Below are 22,028 nucleotides of genomic sequence, written 5' to 3'. Positions count from 1 at the left end.
AATAATGGAGTATTTTTGGGCGATTAAGTGCGTTTTTTGTTAGGTTGTGCGCTTTCCCGGGAAATATTTATTTTCTTTTTTATTCTTATTTCCCGCCTACGGAGCTGACTACTAAAATCTTTATGTGAATCTATTTCAGAATCTCTCCAATATTCAAGGCATTCAAGGGTCATTTCTAATGCTTTTTCATAATCTTTTTTTTGATGTTCATAGAGCTTTGCTAGTTCTACCAGAACTTCTAAACGATATTTCCCTTTTATTTCTTTTAATGCTTCCTTAAAGGCTTCGATACTTTCATCCATCAGTTTTTGCCTTTTTAAATGCAAACCCATATAGTAGTAGGCCATGCTTGTTTCTCTTTCTGGAAATTGATCCAATACAAATTGGAACCATTCCTTGCTTGCATCCTTAGACTTTAAATCTTTAAACCATTTTCCAATATTCGTATATGTGTTTGCAGTTTCCTGAACCTCGGTTTCTTTTAGTAGATCCACCGATAAAGTATATAGCGTTGCTAGTGATAGGATATCCCATTCGTTATGCTTTAAAATTCTCATAAGGTTAGTTGGGTTACCATGCTTAACCGCATCAAAATAAATAATTGGAGCTAAATGACCAGGTATATCATTTTTGCGACTAAAACCTAATTTACTATCTTCTAATTGCTTTAATTTAAAACGCTCTAAATCACCTTTCCAAATTCTTTTAGATGAGTGCATTAAGTCAATTTGTCCATGAGATTTCATGGGTGGTAAAGTGTTACGATTCATTGTCCACCTTGTCGTTAATTGGGGCAAATCAAAGCTTTTACCGTTATAAGTAATAATAGTTTGAGTGTTTTTCCAAAACTCAGTGGCCAGTAGAAAGGCAGCTTCCTGTCCTGGGTCTGCTAGCACGTATTGAGACAATAAATAACCTCCAGGAGCCTTTTTTAAAATACCATTCAAAAAAATTAAGACACCTGCCCCTTTTAGACCGGTCGTTTCCGTGTCATAAAAGCAATAAGAGCTGTTTGGAGAAATAGTAAGCGGATGAGTTGGATATCTTTCCTGCATAAAAGAAATAGCAGCTTCAAGCTTATCCAAGCCAATAGTTCCATGTATATGCTTGTTACGATAAAATGTTTCTTTTAAAAAGAAGAAACCTTTTTCATTTTTTATTAGCTTTAATCCAGCCTTTTCCCATTGCTCTGTATAAAAAGGAAGTGCAATATCTAGCACTTCCTTTTTGGGTTGCTGTTTTTCAGGAGTATTTTTCTTTAATAGGCCCTTCATTTCTAATAGTTTTTTTTCATACGACATTTTGATTCACCTGCAATAAGTGAAGGAGTTTAATAACTTCTTTTTTCAAGTTTTGTTCGGCGTCCTGAGCGCCAATGCAAGCGGGACAACCACCAGTACATGGACAGCTTTCTATCTGCTCCGTCACCTTAGGCACTAAATTATTCCATAGATCAAACATTCTCTCGGATAAACCTATTCCCCCTGGATAGCTGTCATAAATATAAAAAGTAGGCTTTTCTACATTAATCGATTTTACTTGAGGTACTACATGAATATCCTTAGCATCACAATGTATGAATAAAGGGATAAACGAGTGTAGCGCATAGGCCACTCCTGTCATTGCGTCTGAAAGCAACGTTTCTGACCAATTGTTTGGTTTATCGAAGCTAAACCAAGTGGACGAGGTATGAAGCTCTAGGGGCGGTAGATGTATTTTTCCTGAACCAATATTATCATGGGTATCGAACTTAATCTTTTTGAAGATAGTAGGCTGAGCAAGAACAATGATATCACCAAATCTAAGCGTACCAATATCCGCTTCCCTTTCCTTATCCTCGCTTAATACCTTTAGTTCGATTGCGATATTAGCATCAGTAAAGTAATCCACGTCCACTTCCTTCACAAAGGCCTTTTTCTCCTCCCAATCTAGTTTTTCTACTTGAAACTGAGTACCCTGATGGAGATAGATCGCTTCTTCATGGAGTAATGTCATCGCACTATAAAGGTCCATTTCTCCAATCACTCTAGTTTTTGTTGGAATAGATTGATCAATAATTATGACATTGTCCTGAGAAGCAGACCTAAGACTTACATTACTAGCTGGAAAGCTTTCGGACATCCAATGCCACTTGTCCGATGTCTTTAGAAGAACTCCTTCGCTCTCAAGAAATTCTAACAGCTCTTGAATAGAGAATTCTCCATATGTATCACTAGTACTAAATGGAAGCTCGAAGGCTGCACATTTAAGGTGGTCCATCAAAATTATCATATTGTCTGGATGGATCCGGACCTCTTCAGGTGATTGTCCAAGAAAATAGTCAGGGTGCTTTACTACGTATTGATCTAGAGCTGTCGATTGAGCCACATAAATAATAAGGGCCTCGTCCTGTCGACGGCCTGCTCGACCTGCTTGCTGCCAAGCACTTGCAATATTTCCTGGATACCCAGTCATAATACAAGCCTGAAGCTGGCCAATATCTACTCCTAACTCAAGTGCATTTGTGCTAACTACTGTTCGAATGACTCCTTCTCTCAACCCTTTTTCGATAACTCTTCGCTCAGAAGGTAAATATCCTCCTCGGTAGCCACGAATAGATTGATCATTTATCTTTTTACTCACCAAAGCCTTTAAATAAGTTACTAGCATTTCCACTCTTACTCTACTTTTAGCAAATACAATAGTTTGAATTCCGTTTACATACAACTCTTGCGCAAGATCCCTAACCTCTAAAACCGCACTTCTTCTAACATTAAATACTGGATGTATAATAGGAGGATTATAAAATACAAAGTGCTTTCTGCCAGCAGGAGCGCCGTTTTGATCAATTAATTGATGTGTTTCATTTGTTAAATTTTCTGCAAGCTCTTTAGGATTTTTAATAGTAGCTGACGTACAAATAAATTGCGGCTTACTACCGTAAAATTCGCAGATCCTTTTCAATCTGCGAATAACATGTGCAACATGACTACCAAATACACCTTTATATGTATGAATTTCGTCAATGACAATATATTTCAGATTTTCAAAAAGGGAAACCCATTTCGTATGGTGAGGTAGTATGCCAGAGTGAAGCATATCTGGATTAGTCAACACAATATGTCCAGATTTTCTAATTTTTTGTCTAATCCCCGGCTCGGTATCACCATCGTACGTAAAACTTAATATCTCTTCTCCACTCTCTCGAATCAATTCATTTAAATCGCTTTTTTGGTCCTGTGCTAATGCTTTCGTCGGAAATAAATAAATGGCACGAGAGGTTGGATCTTCCATTATCGATTGTAAGACAGGAAGATGATAACAAAGAGATTTACCAGAGGCAGTTGGAGTAATAGCAGTAAATGACTTCCCTAAAGAAGCAGCATCAAAAGCTTGTCTTTGATGAATATAGAGTTGACTCACCCCACGACCTTTCAAAGCATTTTTAATAGAGGGATGCATTTTTTCTGGGAAAGGTGCATAAATTGCATCTTTTTCCTCTACTGTATGGATATGCTCAATTTGCGGGTGGCGATTGCTATCAATTCTCCAATTATCTAATAGCTCTGCAATACTTTTATTCTTTTGCATGTTACTCTCCAACCTCCTTCAATGCCTGAAGAATTGTTTCTAATGTGTATTTGGAAGAATGTACAGACTTTAAGAAACGTTTTTTACTCGTTGCTTTATAAAATGACTGCACAACAAATTGCCTCATAGATTCTAGTAGTGAATCAATTTGACTTGGATGGACATATTTCGGTCGTTTGGTCTGTATCCAAGGTCGAACAAGCTGCTCCCATTCGTTTAATAATTCATCTATATTATATGCATATGGCTTCACTTCTCTAAAAAAGTCAGGCTCTCGGTCCTCTTCTCTGAAACGGTGAAAACGTTCTATACAAATATCACACTCGTTTAAAAGCTGATTATTTACACTTGTTAATGACAATGTAATCCCTCTCATTCTAGTAATAGTTTATCAAAAAGCATATCATATTACCAGTTTCAGACGAACATACATTCCTTACATATTATTCTCCAATTTTTCCATTTTACCTAGTAAACGAAAGGATGATTTACTAAAATCTTCTTCGAACTGATCCTGTTCTTCATTCAGACGGTTTTCTAATAGATATTCCAATAGCTCAAGTTGGTCGATAAGGCGTTCAATTTTGTTCATAATGTCCACTCTCCTTTAACTGTTAAGTTCCTTCCTACATCATAAATACCTTCCTGCTCGACAAAGGTTCTTTACATCAGACAAAACTAGTGGTCCATCGACAGTTACAAAAATGAAACTAAATTGATTACTCGTTCGTCTAACTAACTTGTGATAAACTAATACCATAAAAGAGGTGATTGTCTTGGCTATTCAATACCCTAATGGGAAAGTATATACACCTACCAAGAAAACAAATATTCCAAAGAAAAAAGATTATTCTTTTAGTAATAGGGGTAGGACGTTAGAAGATGAGATAAATGATGCCAACGAGTACTATCTGGCTCATGAAATTGCAGTCATCTATAAAAAGCCAATACCTATTCAGGTCGTCAAGGTGGATTATCCAAGTAGAAGCTCCGCAGTTATAAAAGAAGCATATTATCGAACCCCATCAACTACTGACTTTAACGGAGTCTACAAAGGAAAATATATTGACTTTGAAGCAAAAGAAACGGAAAATAAAACTTCCTTTCCTCTGAAAAATGTTCACTTACATCAAGTAGAGCATATGGGTAAAGTAGTTAAACAACTTGGGATCAGCTTCTTGTTAGTTCGATTTTCTAGTATGGATAGATATTTTTATTTGTCTTACGAGCATTTAAAATTATTTTGGGATAGAATGCTATCGGGGGGAAGGAAATCAATAACCCTCGAAGAATTTGAAGAATATGGGATTGAAATAAACCCAAAATATGCACCAAGGGTCAATTATTTAAAGATAGTTAATGACTTGTATGTATAAAGCGAAAGTGAGGAGACGTTTATGAGTGAGCAAAAAACAACTCGTGAACAAAGAAGAAAGCAACAAATGGCTCAAAAGAAAAAACAAAAGAAACCTGCCAAAACATGGATTAAGCGAGTTTTATTAGCTATTGTGGCGGTTGGATTAGTAGGATTGATAGCTGGTGGATCTGTATTTGCATTTTACGCAAGCAGCGCTCCAGATTTAGACGAGGACTTGTTAAAGGACCCAATTAGTCCTAAATTATTAGATGCTAATGGGGAAGTGTTTGCAACTGTCGGAAGCGAAAGTCGCGAATATGTTTCCTATGAAGATATCCCTCAACAAATGGAAGATGCCATATTAGCAACAGAGGATGTACGTTTTTACGACCATATGGGAGTCGATGTTCTACGATTAGGTAAAGCCGTTTTGGCCAATCTGAAAGATGGGTTTGGTGCACAGGGGGCAAGTACAATCACTCAACAAGTTGTTAAAAACTCATTCTTTACAAATGAAAAAACAATAAAACGTAAGGCTCAAGAAGCCCATTTGGCTCTTCAGTTAGAGCGTGAATATAAAAAAGAAGAAATTTTCGAAATGTATTTTAACAAAGTTCTTATGTCAGGACGTATTTATGGATTCGGAACTGCCTCTAAATATTTTTATGGTAAAGAGTTAAAGGATTTAGAGCTACATGAAATGGCAGTGTTAGCGGGCATGCCCCAAAGTCCAAATAACTATAATCCTTTTAAAAACCCAGAACTAGCTGAAAAAAGAAGAAATACTGTCCTATATCTAATGAATCTTCATGGGAAAATAACTGACGAGGAAATGAAGGCTGCTCAAGCGGTGCCAGTTACCGACTCCCTTCTTCCAGAAGAAGAAAGAGTTGCAAACCAAGATTCAAAATATGATGCGTTTATCGACATAGTATTAGATGAGCTTGAGGAAAACGGTGATGCAGATGCCATTTCCGAAGGAATAACAATCCATACGACTCTTCAACCAAAAGCTCAGGAGCAAGTAGAAAAGACCTTGAACTCAGATATATTCCCAACAGAGGATATACAATCTGGTGTTGCAGTGGTTGATACTAAGACAGGGGCAGTTGTTGCTGCAGGTGGAGGAAGAAATTACGGAGAAGATAGAGGATATAATCATGCTCAAGATATGGTCAATCGTTCACCAGGTTCGACTATTAAACCGTTGATAGATTATGGTCCAGCTGTAGAATTTTTAGGTTGGTCCCCTGCTCAGACACTTGTGGACGAAGAAATTAAGTATACAGGGACCGATCAGGTAATACGTAATGCTGATAACAAATATTTAGGATCTATGACTATGCGTGAAGCATTATATAAATCACGTAATACTACTGCCGTCAAAACTTTAAAAGAAGTAGGTACTAAAAAATCAAGAGAATTTATTAGTCGATTTGGAGTAGACATCGGTACAGTCAACGAAGCTTATGCAATCGGTGGTATCTCAAAATTCATGTCCCCTATCCAACTAGCAGGAGCATATGCTGCATTTGGTAATGAAGGGATTCATACAGAGCCATATGCGATTAATAAAATTGTATATAGAGATGGCAAAACAGAAAAAAACTATAAGCCAGAATCTAAAGCAGTTATGAAGGATTCAACAGCTTACATCATTACTGATGTTCTAAGAGATGTTTTAACAAAAGGTACTGGTAAGGCCGCAGCAGTTAGTGGATTGGATGTTGCAGGTAAATCTGGTACTTCCAACTTCGGAGGAGACAAAAAAGGAGTTCCGGATGTTTGGTTTGCTGGATACACAACCAATTATTCAGTAACCGTATGGTCTGGTTATGATGATAACTCAGCCATCACTACATCTGAAGAGCGTAGCCTCCCCCAACGTATCTTTAAAGAGGTAATGGGGAATATTTCTGAAGGACAGAAAACGGAAAGATTTAAAAAGCCTAATTCTGTTGTAGAAGTAACAATTGAAAAAGGATCTAATCCTTTAAAATTAGCTAGTGAATATACTCCTGATGATAAAAAGTTAACGGAGTTATTCGTTAAAGGAACAGAGCCTACACAAGTATCTGAGGAATATGATCAGCTTGAGCTCAACGCTCCAACTAATTTATCAGTTCAATATGACGAAACAACATCATCTGCAACATTAAATTGGGAATTTGAACAGCCAGACGAGGAAGATATAGATGTTCAATTTGAAGTTGCGGTCTCAATAGACAATGGTCCAAATAAGATCTTGCAAACGACAAACAAAACAGGGTTAATCGTCCAAAACCTTATTCCTGGTAGTAAGTATGTATTTACAGTTACAGCTTTAGCTGAAGATGTTCGAAGCGCTCCAGCTAGCGCAGAATTAGTTTTAGAAGGTACTGAGGAAGAAAATCTTGAGGATCCAGAGCCTGAGGAAGAAAACCCTGAGGAAAATCCTGAAGATGAAAATGAGAACCAAGGCGGAAATAATGGTAACAACGGTAACAATGGTAATAACGGAAATAATGGCAACAACAACGGGAATAATGGTAACGGGAATGGCAACAACACTGGTAACAATGATGGAGGCGCTAATGAGGGTGGTCAAGGAAACGAAGGTGGAACTGATGGAGAAAGTCCAGTAGAAAATCCAGAAGGTAACACCGAAAGCGGTACTACACCTTAACCAAGCATTCTTTAACATGGTTAGATGATAATTTTATAAGCTAAAACGAGGAAAGTTTATATAAACTTTCCTCGTTTTTTTGGTTTCTTTTATTTTTGGTATAAAATATGAATCAATCTTACGGTAAATAAAGAGTCTCTTGCAATTCTAATAAACAATTTGACTTTGAAAATGAATCTGCTCAAGAAGAGACTGAAAGATATTACCTTTTAAACTTTCACATTTTTTATAAAATAATTTCCCCAATGTGGTTGTGAACCATCTGCATCCTTAAATGCATATTCCTCTGAAAGTTCCCAGGTGCTATATACCCCACCTGTCTTTTTAGCTATATGAGGATCACTTGCAAGACAGCGTATAGCCTCTCCAATATAAAATGGTGTTTCAGACGCAATAAAATGAGGATCTATCTTTGTTGCCTCTCTCCAATTTTCTTCGGTAACGCCAAACGATTCAAGCATTGCTTCCGAACGTAAAAAACCAGGAGTAACTGCAATGACAACAATATTATATTCTTTTAGATCCATGGCCATCGCCTGTGCCATGTGGATTGAGGAGATTTTTGCTAGACTATAATAGAAATTACCTCGAGGTTCGTAATCAATGCCGTCAGTAATTTCGATGATCAGGCCACCATTATTCTCTTTAAATAAAGGGATGCTATAATGGGAAGTAATTATATGTGAGTGGACTGCTTGTTTTTGCATCTGAAGTCCTTTATGAAGACTATGCTCTCCTATTGGCTTTCCCCATTCCGTAAGAGGATCTCCTCCCCAAATATCATTAACTAATATATCTAACCTTCCCTGTTCCTTTTTGATACGGTCAAATAGGTGAACAACTTCCGTTTCAATAGTATGATCGACCTTTACAGGTATTCCTTTTCCCCCGGCTTTTGTTACCAATTCTGCTGTTTCCTCAATTGTTTCCATACGGCCCATGGGTGACTGACTATGAATTGTACTTCTCCCTGTCACATATACTATTGCTCCAGCTTCTCCCAACTTAACAGCAATTCCTCTACCAGCACCACGTGTTCCACCAGCAACAACTGCAATTTTCCCCTTTAACGAATTCAAAAGAGCATCTTCCTTTCAAAATTAATAATAAATGAGTAGCATTCTTGGATAAGCTGATGCTCTTTTAAAGCTTTACTGACATTATGAACTTAACAAATAGACATTACTTCCATATTTTAGTTACATCTATTAATTCCAATTCATTGAACTCCATTCTATAAATATCAGGCTTTGAAGTGCTTAAAAGAAAATCCAAGCCATAACTATTGTCAAAATATCCCATCATTAACGTCATTACTGCCCCATGAGTACCTACTACTATTTTCTGACCTTTAAAAGTATGTAATATTGATTTAAGTGCATCTATTCCCCGTCTTTGACACTAATTATTCGACTCTCCTCCCTTAAGAGAAAAATCCGGTTCCTCAAAAGATTTTTCTAACAAACATTGAAGCTCATTATCAGATAAACGTTTTTTTTCAGGACTAAAAACTCTTTCTTTAAGATTTTCAAGAATTACCACATTTTGTCCAATGTATTCAGCAAATGGTTGAACTGTTAATACAGAACGGGTATATGGGCTAGATATAACTGTATTAATATTTTCTTCTTGTAAAATCTTTATTAGTCGTTGAGCATCCGTCACACCTTTTTCAGTTAGGCCTCTATCTTTTTCATTTCCCGTTTTAATTGAATCACAGTGTCTCAACATATATATGAAAGTTTTCATATAAACCTCCAGAAAAAATAATATTATTCTGTTAAATTTAACCTATATTATTAAGTTTTTATAGTCTTAGGTGCATCTTTGATAAGGCTCACCAAGCAAGATGAAAAATAAAAACATTATCATAAAAAATGCCCCATAGAAACTGCCTCTGTATGTTAGTTTAGTATCTAACTTCTAAAGGCAGTTCTTATGGGGTAGTGTTAAAAATATTAAGGCATTCTTGATTCCATGATGAATCGACGAGCAAGTTTTTTTTCTGTTTCCTTGAACAATTCATCTAGTTGTCGAAAAGCTGCATAAGACTTATAATTCTTTTGAACAAAGATAAAACGCTCTTCATAATTTAAAGGGGAAGTACCTTCAGCCAATACAAATAATTCACTCAATAATTCGATGCCCTTCTCCATTAAATCATGGGTGTCTTTCTCTCTTTCCTTATAAAGAATCTCCAACTGATTCCGAATAACTGACCATCTTGCAAAAATAGGTTTAAAATCTTCTTTTCTAAGCTTGGACAACTTTACTCATCCTCTTCTTACCCTCTCGACAAACCGGCAACAAAGGACATTGCGGACAATTGGGATTTTGGGCCTTACAATGATACCTCCCAAAAAATATCAGTTGATGATGCGCCTTAGACCACGATTCAATTGGTGTCTTTTTCATCAACGTTTCTTCTACCTGCAGAACAGAATCTTTCCATCTGCATAGTCCCAGTCGCTTTGAAACACGCTCTACATGAGTGTCTACAGCTATTGCTGGTATATCAAAGGCTACCGAAACAACTACATTAGCTGTTTTTCGACCAACACCTGGAAATGTCGTAAGTAAATCACGATTAGCAGGAACCTCGCCGTTATAGAGCTCAATTAGTTGCTTGCTAAGTGCTTGAATATTTTTTGCTTTATTACGATATAAACCTATTGAGCGAATATCATTTTGTAATTCCTCTATGGATACATCCAAGTAATCTTCAGGTTTTTTATATTTTTGAAAAAGGTCCTTTGTTACTTTGTTTACAAGGACATCAGTACATTGTGCTGAAAGTAATGTAGCTACCAATAATTCAAAAGGATTGTCGTGGACTAACTCGCAATGAGCATCCGGAAACATCCTTTCCATTTCCTCTAAACAAAAATGCCATTGGGCTTTTGTAAGCAACTTTCTCCACCTACTCTCTTTCTTCTAACCAATTGTAGAAAGGAACCTTCGCTGTGTTTGCAGGTTGCTCCTTTGGTCTTTGTATTGGTATATGCTGTCGAAACTGTGCCGATTGATTTTCTGCAGCTTCAACCGTTTTAATATTTTTCTTTTTCCATTCGAATAATATCCGATCTATATAACGCAGGCTAAGCTTTTGAGACAAAACCGCCTCTTTTAACGCTAAACGTATTAAGGAGGCTGAGTGGTTGTCCTGGTCAAACCACATGCCTATCGTTTCATATTCCATTGGAGATAATAATCTACCGAACTCCTGCTCAAATAACTTGTAAATTTCGCCTTCTTCGCCCTTTACTTCTTCGTCTTCTTTAGTTAGGTTTTGTTGCTCTACGCAATCGACCAAGAGCTCCCATAAATGATTAAAATCGTAGTACTCATAATGGACTCCGTCGTCGTCCATATGCTGTTCTATTTGAATTAAACCTTTTTGGACAAGACGCTGTAAAATCGTCACTACTTTATGTTCACTAAAATGTGTACGTTCCACTAAGTTTTGAGGGGTTGGAAAGTGGTTTCCCGCTTCTCCAAAAGCGATAAGATGTAATAGCAGAATAGCTTCCTCATCCTTCATATTAATGGCCTTATAATGGCTAAAAAAAAGCTGGGAAATGGTTACATTTCCCTGCTCTGTCCAGATTCGGAGCCGATTTCGCTTATGCATACTCGCACTCCCTTTCTTATCTATTGCATGATGATAATATATATTGTTCCTTTGGCTTAAGATTATGGATACAAACGATTTAATAGTCTTGGGAATGGTATAGATTCACGAACGTGCTCTGCTCCACTTAACCAAGCTACAGTACGTTCTAATCCAAGACCAAATCCTGAGTGAGGAACAGACCCTTGTTTACGAAGCTCTAAATACCAAGCATAGGCTGATTCATCTAATTTATGTTCCGCAAGACGTTGCTTTAATAGGTCATAGTCATGAATACGTTCAGAACCACCGATAATTTCACCATATCCTTCTGGAGCAATTAAATCGGCACATAATACAACATCTTCTCTGTCTGGATGTGGCTGCATATAAAATGGCTTAATGCCTACTGGATAATGAGTGATGAAAACTGGCATATCATAGCTTTCTGCGATAGCTGTTTCATGAGGTGATCCGAAATCGTCCCCCCACTTGATATCATCAAAGCCTTTCTCATGTAAGAACTTGATTGCATCGTCATAAGTAATACGAGGGAAAGGTGCTTGAATTTTTTCCAGTTTAGATGTATCGCGACCTAAGCGCTCTAATTCTAATTGACAGTTTTTAAGAACGGCCTGAACAATAAAGGAAACGTATTGCTCTTGTACTTCTAAGTTCTCATCAAATTCTATAAATGCCATTTCAGGCTCAATCATCCAAAATTCAATTAAGTGTCTGCGTGTTTTGGATTTTTCTGCACGGAATGTTGGTCCAAAAGAGAATACTTTTCCTAAGGCCATAGCAGCTGCTTCCATATATAGCTGACCAGACTGAGACAAATAAGCATCCTCATCGAAATACTTAGTTTGGAAAAGCTCAGAAGTTCCTTCTGGAGCGGAGCCAGTTAAAATTGGGGGATCCATTTTTACAAAGCCGTTATTATTAAAGAATTCGTATGTAGCGCGGATAATTTCGTTACGAATTTTCATGATCGCGTGTTGTTTTCTTGAACGTAACCATAGGTGACGGTTGTCCATTAGGAACTCAGTACCGTGTTCTTTCGGTGTGATTGGATAATCTACCGCTGCATGAATTACCTCTATTTCTTTTACTTGAAGCTCGTAACCAAATGAAGAACGCTCATCTTTTGTTACTTCTCCAGTAATATACATAGAAGTTTCTTGAGTTAAACCTTTTGCTGTTTGGAAAATCTCTTCTCCCACAACTTCCTTCACTACTACTCCTTGTACAAATCCAGAACCATCGCGAAGCTGTAAAAAGGCAATCTTACCACTTGAGCGTTTGTTTGCAAGCCACGCACCAAGTTTTACTGTCTCTCCAACATGGCTAGACATATCTTTAATCATAATTTTTTTCATGTTGTCCTCCAAAAGTTAAAAATATATTTTACAAATTGGATATTCTCTTCCACCAATCGCCATTATCAAATAACAGATATACGTAGTTGAGGTTATCCTTAGAATTCACAAAGGTAATCTCCCATACTGGCCCGACCTCTTCCACACCTAATTTCGCGTGAAGCAGCTTACTACCTTTTTCCCCTTCCAAAGCTATCGAAACAGCTTTCTCTTCAGATATACCTTCATCAAGGCTTACCTCCATAATTTGCTCTTCGTTATCCTTTGTTGGGATAAAAAAAGCTTTTTTAGAGCCGTCCTTATTGGTACCAATAATTGTCTGATATGAGTCGGTATTATTATACACATACGAATCATCTATTGTCTTCAATAAATTATTTTGAAGCGTATAAGACTCTGCCTTCATCAGGTTATCATTGAAAGGTTCTCTTGCTTCCTTATAAATAAGTAGGCTTAGGATTATGGTGAGACTGATAGCAAAAACAACGATAAATATTAGCCATCTCTTTAATGCCATAGTTTAGGTCCTATAAATTGTGAAGACTGCTTTTTCTTGATCTTCTTTATCTAATGCTAATCCAAACATCAGATCCTTTTCCTTCAACGAACGGTTCAATGCATCCACTATTTTATATAGATCTGATTGGTATTGTACGGTGACGGTTGATATCACTTCAATTTTGTTTTCCATATTTATACCCGCTTTCTAATACTCATCCTTCATTAGTATACCAATTTTCTAGCTCTAAGACTATATTTTCTAATGATACTTTCTTAACAGGAATATTTGGGATTGCCTGTAGAAAATCACTACCATAAGACTTCGTATCAATCCTTCTGTCTAATACGATAAATACTCCTTTATCGGCAGAGGAACGAATTAATCTTCCAAATCCTTGTCTAAATCTTAAAATTGCCTCTGGTAAGGAATAAGAAGAAAAAGGATTCTGTCCATTTTTAGTTAACAGCTCTGCACGCTTTTTAAATAAGGGATCATCGGGAGAAGAAAAAGGTAAGCGAACCATAATCACTACTGAAAGAGCTTCACCTGGAACGTCTACTCCCTCCCAAAAGCTATTAGTTCCGAATAATACAGACTTAGAAAATCGCTGGAATGACTTTAACAAACGCATCCTGCTCCCAGTCGTGATTCCTTGTGCAAATAGCATGAAATCTTCAAGCAGATTAGTATCCTGTATCAATTCCACAGTCTTACGCAACATATCCTGTGAAGTAAATAACACAAAGCACCTTCCTCCAGTGACCAAAACCGTCTGGACAATTGCTTCCGCAACTGATTCAATATAATCCGATTGAGATACTTGCTGAATGTCTGGCATATCCTCGATGATTAAAAGCTCTGCACCCTTGTAGAAGTTAGATTCTACTTTAAACTGATGGATAGGTATATTTGAGCTCAATCCAAGCTGAGAAGTAATAAAGTATTTATTGGAGGGCACTGTCAATGTTCCAGAAGTCCAGATAATTCCTCCCTGCTCTCTTAAAGGAGCCATGGCATCCTTTATATCCTCTTGATAATTTAATGGTCTTTTGATGATAGTGAGACTTCCAGGGACGCTTCTATTATCTAACTCGAGCCATTTCGCCTCTACTTCCTTATCCTGCAAGAAGATTTCATCCCATTCACTTACTTTAATCTCCAGTTCACGTAACCAATATTCCCACTCATTTACTAATACTAATAATTGTTCATCAATAATATTTTTCTTTGCAGAGCCCACGTAGGGCTTAGTTGAATAGATAAATGTTTGTAGATTCTTAGCAACTTTTATAAAAAAAGCTTTATCTAAATTTAAATCCTCCATAGCATAAGTTCGTTTGGTACTCTTCGATTTATGTGGATAGCTTTGAATAGTAGAGATAACATATCCCATTGCATGATCAAATGATTCAACTATGTCAACAAACAGCTTCTCTATACGAATGCGGACAGACAAGGAAACATTTAGAAGAGACAGCTTGTAAAGTAGATGATCTGTATCTAGAGTGCCAAATTGACCTAAAATATATTTCCAATTAGTATATGAAAAAATTCTTTCTTTTCGGGATATACTAGCATGAATCATTTGATGTGCCTCATCAATAATTGTGGCACAACCATGGCCCAATAGCTTTGTTTCTCGTTCCGTATCCATAATAATCATGGAATGATTCGTTACAAGGATATCACAGTGCTCACTTCGACGAAGAGCACGCTCATAAAAATCTATCCCTTTTACATCATTAATCTTTTTTTCTGAGGTCCTTCTTATTTTATCTATAAATAGCTGACCACCACCCGAAACATTCAATTCCGAGAGGTCACCCTCTTCTGTTATAGTAAGCCAAACTAAAACTTGCATAATTGTAAAGGTCTCGTCGTAAGACTCATCCTCTTGCTGAAGGTGCTCCCAAAAACGATAAACATCAATATAGTGATTGATACCTTTTAGCTTCGCCACTCTAAGTCTAATGTTAAGAATGTCATAAAGCTTTGGAATTTCCTCTGTTATAAGCTGATCAATGAGATGTGTTGTATAAGTACTAACTATAATAGGCTTTCCTTGACCTATTCCATATAAAACAGATGGAATAAGATAGGCTAATGTTTTTCCTATTCCGGTTTCCGCCTCGCACACAATCTCTTTGGATTCTATTAGTGCATGGTGAATCTCATCCATTAGCTTATATTGCCCTGGTCTTTCCTCTAGCTTCAGGCTACCGTGTTGGAATAATCGGTTCTTTTCATCATTAGAAATCGGATAAGCAAGTTTACTCCATTCTGGTGCAGGCTCTTTTTTCACATCTTTTAGTGGTATTCCGCGATATTCTAAATAATCTTGGGTCACATAAGTCTTTCTTTTTATCGTTATAACTTCAAAAAAGATGAGTGCTAGATTGGATTTCAGTTGGAAGGATCTTTTATGTAATAGCTCCACCGTTTTTAATGGCAATGCTTGCAGCTGATCAAAGCATTTTAAAAGCAAATGTGCAGTAGCCAATGCATCATCATCCGCACGGTGAGCAGACTCTAATTCTATATGGAGCTCAGTCGCAATGTCCTGAAGCTTATAGCTATAAATATTAGGGAACATCAACTTAGCGAATTCTACTGTATCAATAGATTTGCAAACTAATTTAGGCAACCCTACCCGTTTTAGCTCCTGTTGAAGAAACGTCAGATCAAAATTTGTATTGTGCGCAACAAAAATATGGTCCTGAAGAATTTCCAAAACTTTAGGAGCAATTTCTTCGAATAACGGAGCGTCCTTTACATCCTCGTCCTTTATATTCGTTAAATCCTGAATAAACAAAGGAATCGCTTTTTTGGGGTTTACGAACGTAGTAAATGAATTACTAATCCGATTGTTCTCAATAAAAACAATTGCAAGTTGAATAATTCGGTCACCATTGGCAGATGAATGGCCTGTTGTTTCAATATCTACAACTGCATATTTATGATTTTCCAACATTCTTCATCTCACCATCATTTAAATTAAAAGCATCTATTTTTCCTAAAAACTTTCTTGTGTTGCTTTTTAAAAATTGTACCACATTCCATAAATAGAAACGAAATATATGTAGAATGAAATAATAATTACTGCTTGGATTTGCAATAAGCTCTGATTCCGGTCATAATCGCTGCAACTCTGCGAAGATGTGCTTTCCTGCAACTTTTGTTGTTAAACTCGCAACACTTTAGCGCGAACGCGCAACCCTTCTCTCAATTTCTGCAACACTTTTCCGGTTTACCCATGTAAATTGAACGGCTATAAATCCAAAAAGAAAGCTAGACTTTGGCTAAGTCTAGCTTTCAAATCTTACATAACAGTCGCTTCTGGTTCATAGTGGATAATTTGATTGATTGTGTTATCCGTATTCATGATTGCCACTGTAGGCTGATGTGATTTTGCTTCTTCATTCATCACATAAGCATAGGACAGGATGATTACTACGTCTCCACGCTGTACAAGACGTGCTGCGGCTCCATTTACACAAATTACACCGCTACCACGTTCTCCAGCGATTATATATGTTTCAAAGCGGGCACCATTATTATTGTTAACGATATGAACTTTTTCATTTGGAAGCATGCCAACTGCATCTAATATATTTTGGTCAATCGTAATACTACCTACATAGTTTAAATCTGCTTCTGTAACTATTGCCCGGTGAATCTTACTATTTAACATCATTCTTAACATCATTGCACTTCCTTTATATTAACTATCATATTATCAATTAATCTTGCTTTTTCGAAAAAAACAGCTGTTGCGAAGAGAACTTCTTCTGTATACTCGTTAACCGGCTGTAAAGTAGGATAGGCCAATGCCTCCAGGTAATCTATTTTACCAGAAGTATTTTCATTAATATATTGTTTTGCTTTGGCAATAGCCCCTTCTATATCCTTCGTTCTCAACCATGTATCCTTTGCTAAATTTAACGCCTTGTATATATGAGGTGCCTCATCTCGTTCTTTTTCGCTTAGAAAGACATTCCTTGAGCTTTTCGCTAGGCCATCCTCCTCACGGACAGTTGGAACGCCAACTATTTCAAGTGGAAAGTTGTATGCTTCTACAAATAATTTAATTATAGCTAACTGCTGTGCATCCTTTTGGCCAAAGTATGCCTTAGTAGGTTGGATTAAATGAAATAGCTTGGAAACTACTTTTAAAACTCCATCGAAATGTCCTGGACGAGTTGCACCACAAAGCTTGGTTGAAATCTCTCCAGCGTTGATAGTAATACCACTTTCAAAAGGATACATCTCGTCTGGCGTTGGAACAAACAATAAGTCTACCCCTGCCTCTGTGGCAATTTTTGTATCTCTTTCAATATCTCGTGGATATCTATCTAAATCCTCATTAGGACCGAATTGTGCAGGATTTACAAAAATACTTGCAACTACGAATTCATTTTCAGCTCTTGCTTTTGTCAGAAGTGTTTTATGTCCTTCATGCAAATAACCCATTGTAGCCACAAATCCAATGGTTTGTTGTTTATGATTTGAGATAATAGCTTTTAATTCATCTATCGTTTGAACTGTTCGCATGATTGCCTCCATATAACTGATTTAATTGTTCGTCCTTCATCGTAAAAGAATGCTCCAAAGAAGGAAATATTCCACTCTTAACTTCTTCTACATACTGCCTAATGCCTTGAAGAATTGGTTCACCCACATTCGCGTATTCCTTCACGAATTTAGGGATATGGTGTGAGCCATATTTCACTAAATCATGGAAAACTAATACTTGGCCGTCAGCAGTGGAGCCAGCTCCAATACCGATAGTTGGAATAGTTAAATTGCTTGAGATTTCTGCGGTAAGCTGATAAGGAATACATTCTAAAACAACGGCACAAGCACCTGCCTGTTCACATTTTTTTGCATCCTCTATTAGCTTTTGTGCTGCTTCTGCAGTTTTCCCTTGTACTTTATAGCCACCTAAAACTCCAGCCGATTGTGGCAATAAACCTAAATGCGCTACCACTGGAATACCAGCAAAAGTCAATCTTTCAATAACAGGTATTACATCATCTGCCCCTTCAATTTTCACCGCTTGTGCCCCAGTCTTTTGCATTAGTTGGACAGCGTTCGCAAGTGATTGATCAATATTCCCATGATACGTACCAAAGGGCATATCAACTACTAAAAACGTATTTGTTGCTCCTCTTCTCGCTGCCTTGCCGTGATGAATCATATCTTCCATGGTTACTAATACTGTTGAATCGTAGCCTAATACAACCATCCCAACAGAATCACCAACTAAAATCATGTCGACTCCAGCCTCTTCTGCAAACTTAGCAGTCGGATAATCGTAAGCTGTCATCATCGTAATCTTGTCTTCTTTACTTTTCATCTTCAAAAAGTCACTCGTCGTCTTCAATCATTTCCCTCCTCATAATATCCATACGTCCAGCTCAGCCTTAATACAGATGCATTCTGCAAGATGAAGAGAAAACCAAATATAAAGCCCTTCAATCCGAAAGTGGACAGAAGGGCAGAAAATTTAAATTCATCGGTTTTCTCCGTCCCTGTCAATCTAAGATCAAGGCAGACTATTAAATTTTTTTAACAATAATATAGGTGTAGTTCTCACTAAAGATACTACCCTTCGCATAAAGAATAACAGAATTCGACTCAAACGTCCAAACTAAGTTTTTAATAAATCGATATCTGCGGAATATATATTTTTTATCTCCCCATTATCAAGCCGAAGCTGTAACGCCCCATCATTTGTCATTCCTATTGCCTGACCTTCGACAGTCTCTCTTAAGGTAGTAGCTCTAATGCGATTATTTAATGTGCAATTGTAGCTTTCCCAAATAAGTTTAATAGGTTCAAATCCTAGTTTTATATACATATCACTATATCTTTCTAAATGAAAAAGTACTTTAGAGACCAATAAAGACCGGTCTACAGCTGTGCCCGACTCCATTTTTAGAGAGGTTGCAATAGGCTCCAATACCCCCTTAAAAGAATCAGCGGTTTGATTGACATTGATGCCTATCCCAACAATAATTGCTTGAACTCTATCCATATCTGCTTGCAGCTCAGTTAGAATACCTGTTACTTTTTTCCCGTTAATCAGAAGGTCATTTGGCCATTTAATATTAGGAACACAATTTGTGACCTCTTCAATAGCTCGTGCAATTGATACAGCAGCTACTAAAGTAAATTGGGCCGCAAATTGTGGAGTTATTTTCGGACGCAAAATGACACTCATCCATATTCCCTCACCAGATGAAGATTCCCATGAGCGATCCATTCTTCCACGCCCGGCTGTCTGCTCCTCAGCAATGACAACTGTACCATGTAGAGCGCCATCTCTAGCTTTATTTGCAGCAATTGTTTGCGTAGATTCACAAACAGGATGATAAATAATTTCCCTTCCAAGATGCTCTGTTTGAAGATGAAGAGAAATACGCTCAGCAGCCACTGTATCAGGCAATCTATTTAGGATGTAACCTTTTTTCTTAATAGCTACTATTTCATAGCCTTCTTCCTCTAGCCCCTTTAAATACTTCCATACCATTGTTCTAGATATTTCTAGTTCATCTGCTAGTATTTGTCCTGAGATTGGTTCACCGCTTGCCTCTTTTAATCTGGAAATAATTTTCTCTTTAATTGACATATTCACGAATAAACCATTCCTTTATATGTTGTCTGTCATTTTCTATTTCCTCATTTAATATCATTGTAGTTAATCTATCTAATACTTCCCGAATCCATGGCCCACGCTTTTCCTTCTTCCATTCCATCAGATCATGTCCGCTTACAACAATCTCACGTACAGATGAAATAGCCAGTCTGGCTTTTAAATCAGCTAATATGTCAGGAGTATAGGGATGTTCAATATGCTGTATAATTTGACTATAGCTGGCGGCACCAATTAAAACCTCTACTGTAAACTGGAATAATTCATATGAAGTCCAAAAACCCTTCTTCAAAAACTTAACCGCAAGCAACACGTTTTTGACATAGCTCTTCTCATCATTTGAACATTTGAAAGTTGACAATATCTCGCCTATATTCAGTCCCTCGTTCATCAATACAAAAAAAGCCCAGCCATTGGCTCTATTGCCAAAGTGATTAAATTGCTTCCATAATGAAACGTTGGTACACCAATCTCCCAAAAAGTGCTCGGAGAGACCAGTTGCAGCAAAAAGTTCCATGCCTCTATACGGATAATTACTTATCCAAATCTTTTCAAGCTCTACTTTGACTCTTTCCATAGAGATGTGAGTTATTAGAGGATGGAGCTCTTGTATAGCATCCAAAGTAGACTTCTCTAAGGAAAAATTTAGTTGAGAGGAAAAACGAATTGCCCTTAGCATACGAAGAGCATCCTCAGAAAATCGTTCCTTTGGATTTCCAACCGCTTTAATAATTTTAAGTTTTAAATCCTGTTTACCACCAAAAAAGTCGATTAGCTCGTCTTCCTTCGTCAAGGCCATTGCATTGATGGTAAAATCTCTACGCTGGAGATCTTCTCTCAATGTTCGGACAAACCGGACCTCATCTGGCCTTCTAAAGTCACTATAAGACGTTTCAGATCTATAGGTCGTTACTTCGATAGGATCTTCTAGTACGACAAGAACTGTTCCATGCTCTATTCCTACATCGATGGTATGTTCAAAAAGAGTTTTTACCTCATGTGGTAAGGCATTTGTAGTAATGTCAACATCATTCGCTTGTACTCCTCGCACGAAGTCTCGCACTGCTCCACCAACTACATATGCTTCGAAGCCAGCATCCTCCAGTTTAGAAATCACCTTAAATGCATCTGGCCATCGATCTTTCATCAGTTTTTCGCCACTCTTTCGTACATCTTTTCATATTGTTCGACTATTTGTGCAGAGCTAAAACGAGTTCGTACTATCTCTAATGCTGTTTCTTTTAATTGATTATGTAAAATAGGGTCCTTTAAAATCTTCAATCCATATTCAGCTACTTTTTCTATATCGCCAAGAGGAACAAGATACCCATTTTCTCCTGGAACTATTACTTCTGGGATCCCTCCTACTGCTGTACCAATACATGGAACCTCACACGCCATTGCTTCTAATAGCACTAATCCAAAGGACTCCTTTTCAGATAATAGTAACATCAAGTCAGAAATTGCATATAATTCCGAAACATTTTCCTGCTTACCTAAAAATAGGACGTCCTTTTCAATCGGCTTGCCTTTTACATATTCCATGACCGGGTGCTTTTCTGGTCCATCCCCAACTAGTAAAAGCTTAGCCGGAATTTCTTTATGTATGAGCTCAAAGCTTTTTACTACATCTGGTACATGCTTGACCTTCCTGAAATTAGAAACATGAATAATAACTTTTTCATTTTCTTTTATACCTAAGAGTTCCTTAAGATTGCCACCGTCTTTTTTATGATATTCTCTTTCATCGACAAAATTATAAATTGTCTCTATATCCTTTTTCGTTGTTATAAGTTCTCTCGTTTGCTTTACTAAGGATTTAGAGACAGCAGTTACCACGTCAGACTTCTCAATTCCGTATTGAATAGCTCCTGTAAGCGAGGAATCATAGCCTAGCACTGTAATATCAGTTCCATGTAATGTAGTAACTATTCCAATGTCTGAGTTTGCCATATCCTTTGCCAATATTGCACAAACCGCGTGAGGTATAGCATAATGCACGTGCAGAACGTCTAAACCTTCGTCCTGAATTACCTCAGCCATTTTGTTTGCCAGCGCAATATCGTATGGAGCGTATTGAAATACCGAATAGCTATTAACCTCTACCTGATGAAAGGTAATGGTTGGGTAAATTTTGTTTAAACGGAAAGGCACGCTAGAAGTGATGAAATGTATTTCATGACCTCTTTCTGCCAGCATTTTCCCAAGTTCTGTTGCAATAACACCGGAACCCCCGACTGAAGGATAGCAAGTGATACCTATTTTTAATTTACGCATATATTATATCCTC

20 protein-coding genes and 1 pseudogene are annotated in these 22,028 nt (G+C 37.3%); 2 read left to right on the top strand and 19 right to left on the bottom strand.

Annotated features, from left to right (window positions below; translation table 11 throughout):
- Positions 1–23: 23 nt before the first annotated feature.
- From H9650_RS13965 to H9650_RS13950, 4 genes are all read right to left on the bottom strand, one after another.
- A complete protein-coding gene (locus H9650_RS13965) occupies positions 24–1,301 on the bottom strand; it encodes a ribonuclease H-like domain-containing protein (RefSeq protein WP_191697466.1) in 1,278 nt (425 codons plus the stop codon).
- Positions 1,291–3,570, bottom strand: a complete 2,280-nt coding sequence (locus tag H9650_RS13960; protein WP_151110122.1) for a DEAD/DEAH box helicase — start codon at positions 3,568–3,570, stop codon at positions 1,291–1,293. The genes H9650_RS13965 and H9650_RS13960 overlap by 11 nt, the downstream gene beginning before the upstream one ends.
- Position 3,571: 1 nt before the next feature.
- Complete coding sequence (locus H9650_RS13955; protein WP_144536823.1) at positions 3,572–3,931, bottom strand: YppE family protein; 360 nt, start codon at positions 3,929–3,931, stop codon at positions 3,572–3,574.
- Positions 3,932–4,006: 75 nt separating this feature from the next.
- Positions 4,007–4,162, bottom strand: coding sequence for a hypothetical protein (locus tag H9650_RS13950; RefSeq protein ID WP_154310921.1), 156 nt, complete (start codon positions 4,160–4,162; stop codon positions 4,007–4,009).
- A 184-nt stretch (positions 4,163–4,346) separates the two neighbouring features.
- On the opposite strand from H9650_RS13950, the gene recU reads away from it, so the two are divergent.
- A complete protein-coding gene (gene recU / locus H9650_RS13945; RefSeq protein ID WP_151110126.1) occupies positions 4,347–4,946 on the top strand; it encodes a Holliday junction resolvase RecU in 600 nt (199 codons plus the stop codon).
- A 21-nt stretch (positions 4,947–4,967) separates the two neighbouring features.
- Positions 4,968–7,592 (top strand): PBP1A family penicillin-binding protein, encoded by a 2,625-nt coding sequence (locus H9650_RS13940; RefSeq protein WP_151110128.1) that lies wholly within the window; start codon positions 4,968–4,970, stop codon positions 7,590–7,592.
- 209 nt (positions 7,593–7,801) lie between these two features.
- Here H9650_RS13940 and H9650_RS13935 read toward each other — a convergent pair whose 3' ends face one another.
- From H9650_RS13935 to bshA, 15 genes and pseudogenes are all read right to left on the bottom strand, one after another.
- Entirely contained in the window at positions 7,802–8,671 is an 870-nt protein-coding gene (locus tag H9650_RS13935; RefSeq protein ID WP_191697465.1) for an SDR family oxidoreductase, read from the bottom strand.
- 103 nt (positions 8,672–8,774) lie between these two features.
- Positions 8,775–9,341, bottom strand: a pseudogene (locus H9650_RS13930) (histidine phosphatase family protein).
- Positions 9,342–9,550: 209 nt separating this feature from the next.
- A complete protein-coding gene (locus H9650_RS13925; protein WP_191697464.1) occupies positions 9,551–9,859 on the bottom strand; it encodes a YpoC family protein in 309 nt (102 codons plus the stop codon).
- Positions 9,846–10,502, bottom strand: a complete 657-nt coding sequence (gene nth, locus H9650_RS13920) for an endonuclease III (RefSeq protein ID WP_144536835.1) — start codon at positions 10,500–10,502, stop codon at positions 9,846–9,848. The genes H9650_RS13925 and nth overlap by 14 nt, the downstream gene beginning before the upstream one ends.
- A 10-nt stretch (positions 10,503–10,512) precedes the next feature.
- Positions 10,513–11,223 carry a DnaD domain-containing protein gene (locus H9650_RS13915; RefSeq protein WP_144536837.1) on the bottom strand — a complete coding sequence of 237 codons (711 nt, stop codon included), beginning with the start codon at positions 11,221–11,223 and terminating at the stop codon, positions 10,513–10,515.
- A 62-nt stretch (positions 11,224–11,285) separates the two neighbouring features.
- Positions 11,286–12,581, bottom strand: a complete 1,296-nt coding sequence (asnS, locus tag H9650_RS13910; protein WP_191697463.1) for an asparagine--tRNA ligase — start codon at positions 12,579–12,581, stop codon at positions 11,286–11,288.
- A gap of 28 nt (positions 12,582–12,609) precedes the next feature.
- Positions 12,610–13,098: a cell wall elongation regulator TseB-like domain-containing protein gene (locus H9650_RS13905; RefSeq protein ID WP_191697462.1), complete on the bottom strand. Its 489-nt coding sequence runs from the start codon at positions 13,096–13,098 to the stop codon at positions 12,610–12,612.
- A gap of 3 nt (positions 13,099–13,101) precedes the next feature.
- Entirely contained in the window at positions 13,102–13,272 is a 171-nt protein-coding gene (locus H9650_RS13900) for a YpmA family protein (RefSeq protein ID WP_144536843.1), read from the bottom strand.
- 22 nt (positions 13,273–13,294) lie between these two features.
- Positions 13,295–16,054, bottom strand: coding sequence for an ATP-dependent DNA helicase DinG (gene dinG, locus H9650_RS13895; RefSeq protein WP_191697461.1), 2,760 nt, complete (start codon positions 16,052–16,054; stop codon positions 13,295–13,297).
- Between the two features lie 348 nt (positions 16,055–16,402).
- Complete coding sequence (gene panD / locus H9650_RS13890; protein ID WP_144536847.1) at positions 16,403–16,786, bottom strand: aspartate 1-decarboxylase; 384 nt, start codon at positions 16,784–16,786, stop codon at positions 16,403–16,405.
- Positions 16,786–17,634 (bottom strand): pantoate--beta-alanine ligase, encoded by an 849-nt coding sequence (gene panC / locus H9650_RS13885; RefSeq protein ID WP_151110140.1) that lies wholly within the window; start codon positions 17,632–17,634, stop codon positions 16,786–16,788. The genes panD and panC overlap by 1 nt, the downstream gene beginning before the upstream one ends.
- Positions 17,609–18,466, bottom strand: a complete 858-nt coding sequence (gene panB, locus H9650_RS13880; RefSeq protein WP_191697460.1) for a 3-methyl-2-oxobutanoate hydroxymethyltransferase — start codon at positions 18,464–18,466, stop codon at positions 17,609–17,611. Before panB ends, panC begins: the two co-directional genes overlap by 26 nt.
- 267 nt (positions 18,467–18,733) lie before the next feature.
- A complete protein-coding gene (locus H9650_RS13875; protein WP_225216094.1) occupies positions 18,734–19,714 on the bottom strand; it encodes a biotin--[acetyl-CoA-carboxylase] ligase in 981 nt (326 codons plus the stop codon).
- Complete coding sequence (locus H9650_RS13870; protein ID WP_191697458.1) at positions 19,704–20,885, bottom strand: CCA tRNA nucleotidyltransferase; 1,182 nt, start codon at positions 20,883–20,885, stop codon at positions 19,704–19,706. The genes H9650_RS13875 and H9650_RS13870 overlap by 11 nt, the downstream gene beginning before the upstream one ends.
- Positions 20,885–22,015: an N-acetyl-alpha-D-glucosaminyl L-malate synthase BshA gene (gene bshA / locus H9650_RS13865; protein WP_144536857.1), complete on the bottom strand. Its 1,131-nt coding sequence runs from the start codon at positions 22,013–22,015 to the stop codon at positions 20,885–20,887. The genes H9650_RS13870 and bshA overlap by 1 nt, the downstream gene beginning before the upstream one ends.
- Positions 22,016–22,028: the final 13 nt, after the last annotated feature.

The sequence above is a fragment of the Psychrobacillus faecigallinarum genome (genome assembly GCF_014836595.1).
Lineage (GTDB): Bacteria > Bacillota > Bacilli > Bacillales_A > Planococcaceae > Psychrobacillus > Psychrobacillus faecigallinarum.
This window is presented reverse-complemented; position numbering and strand designations above follow the sequence as displayed.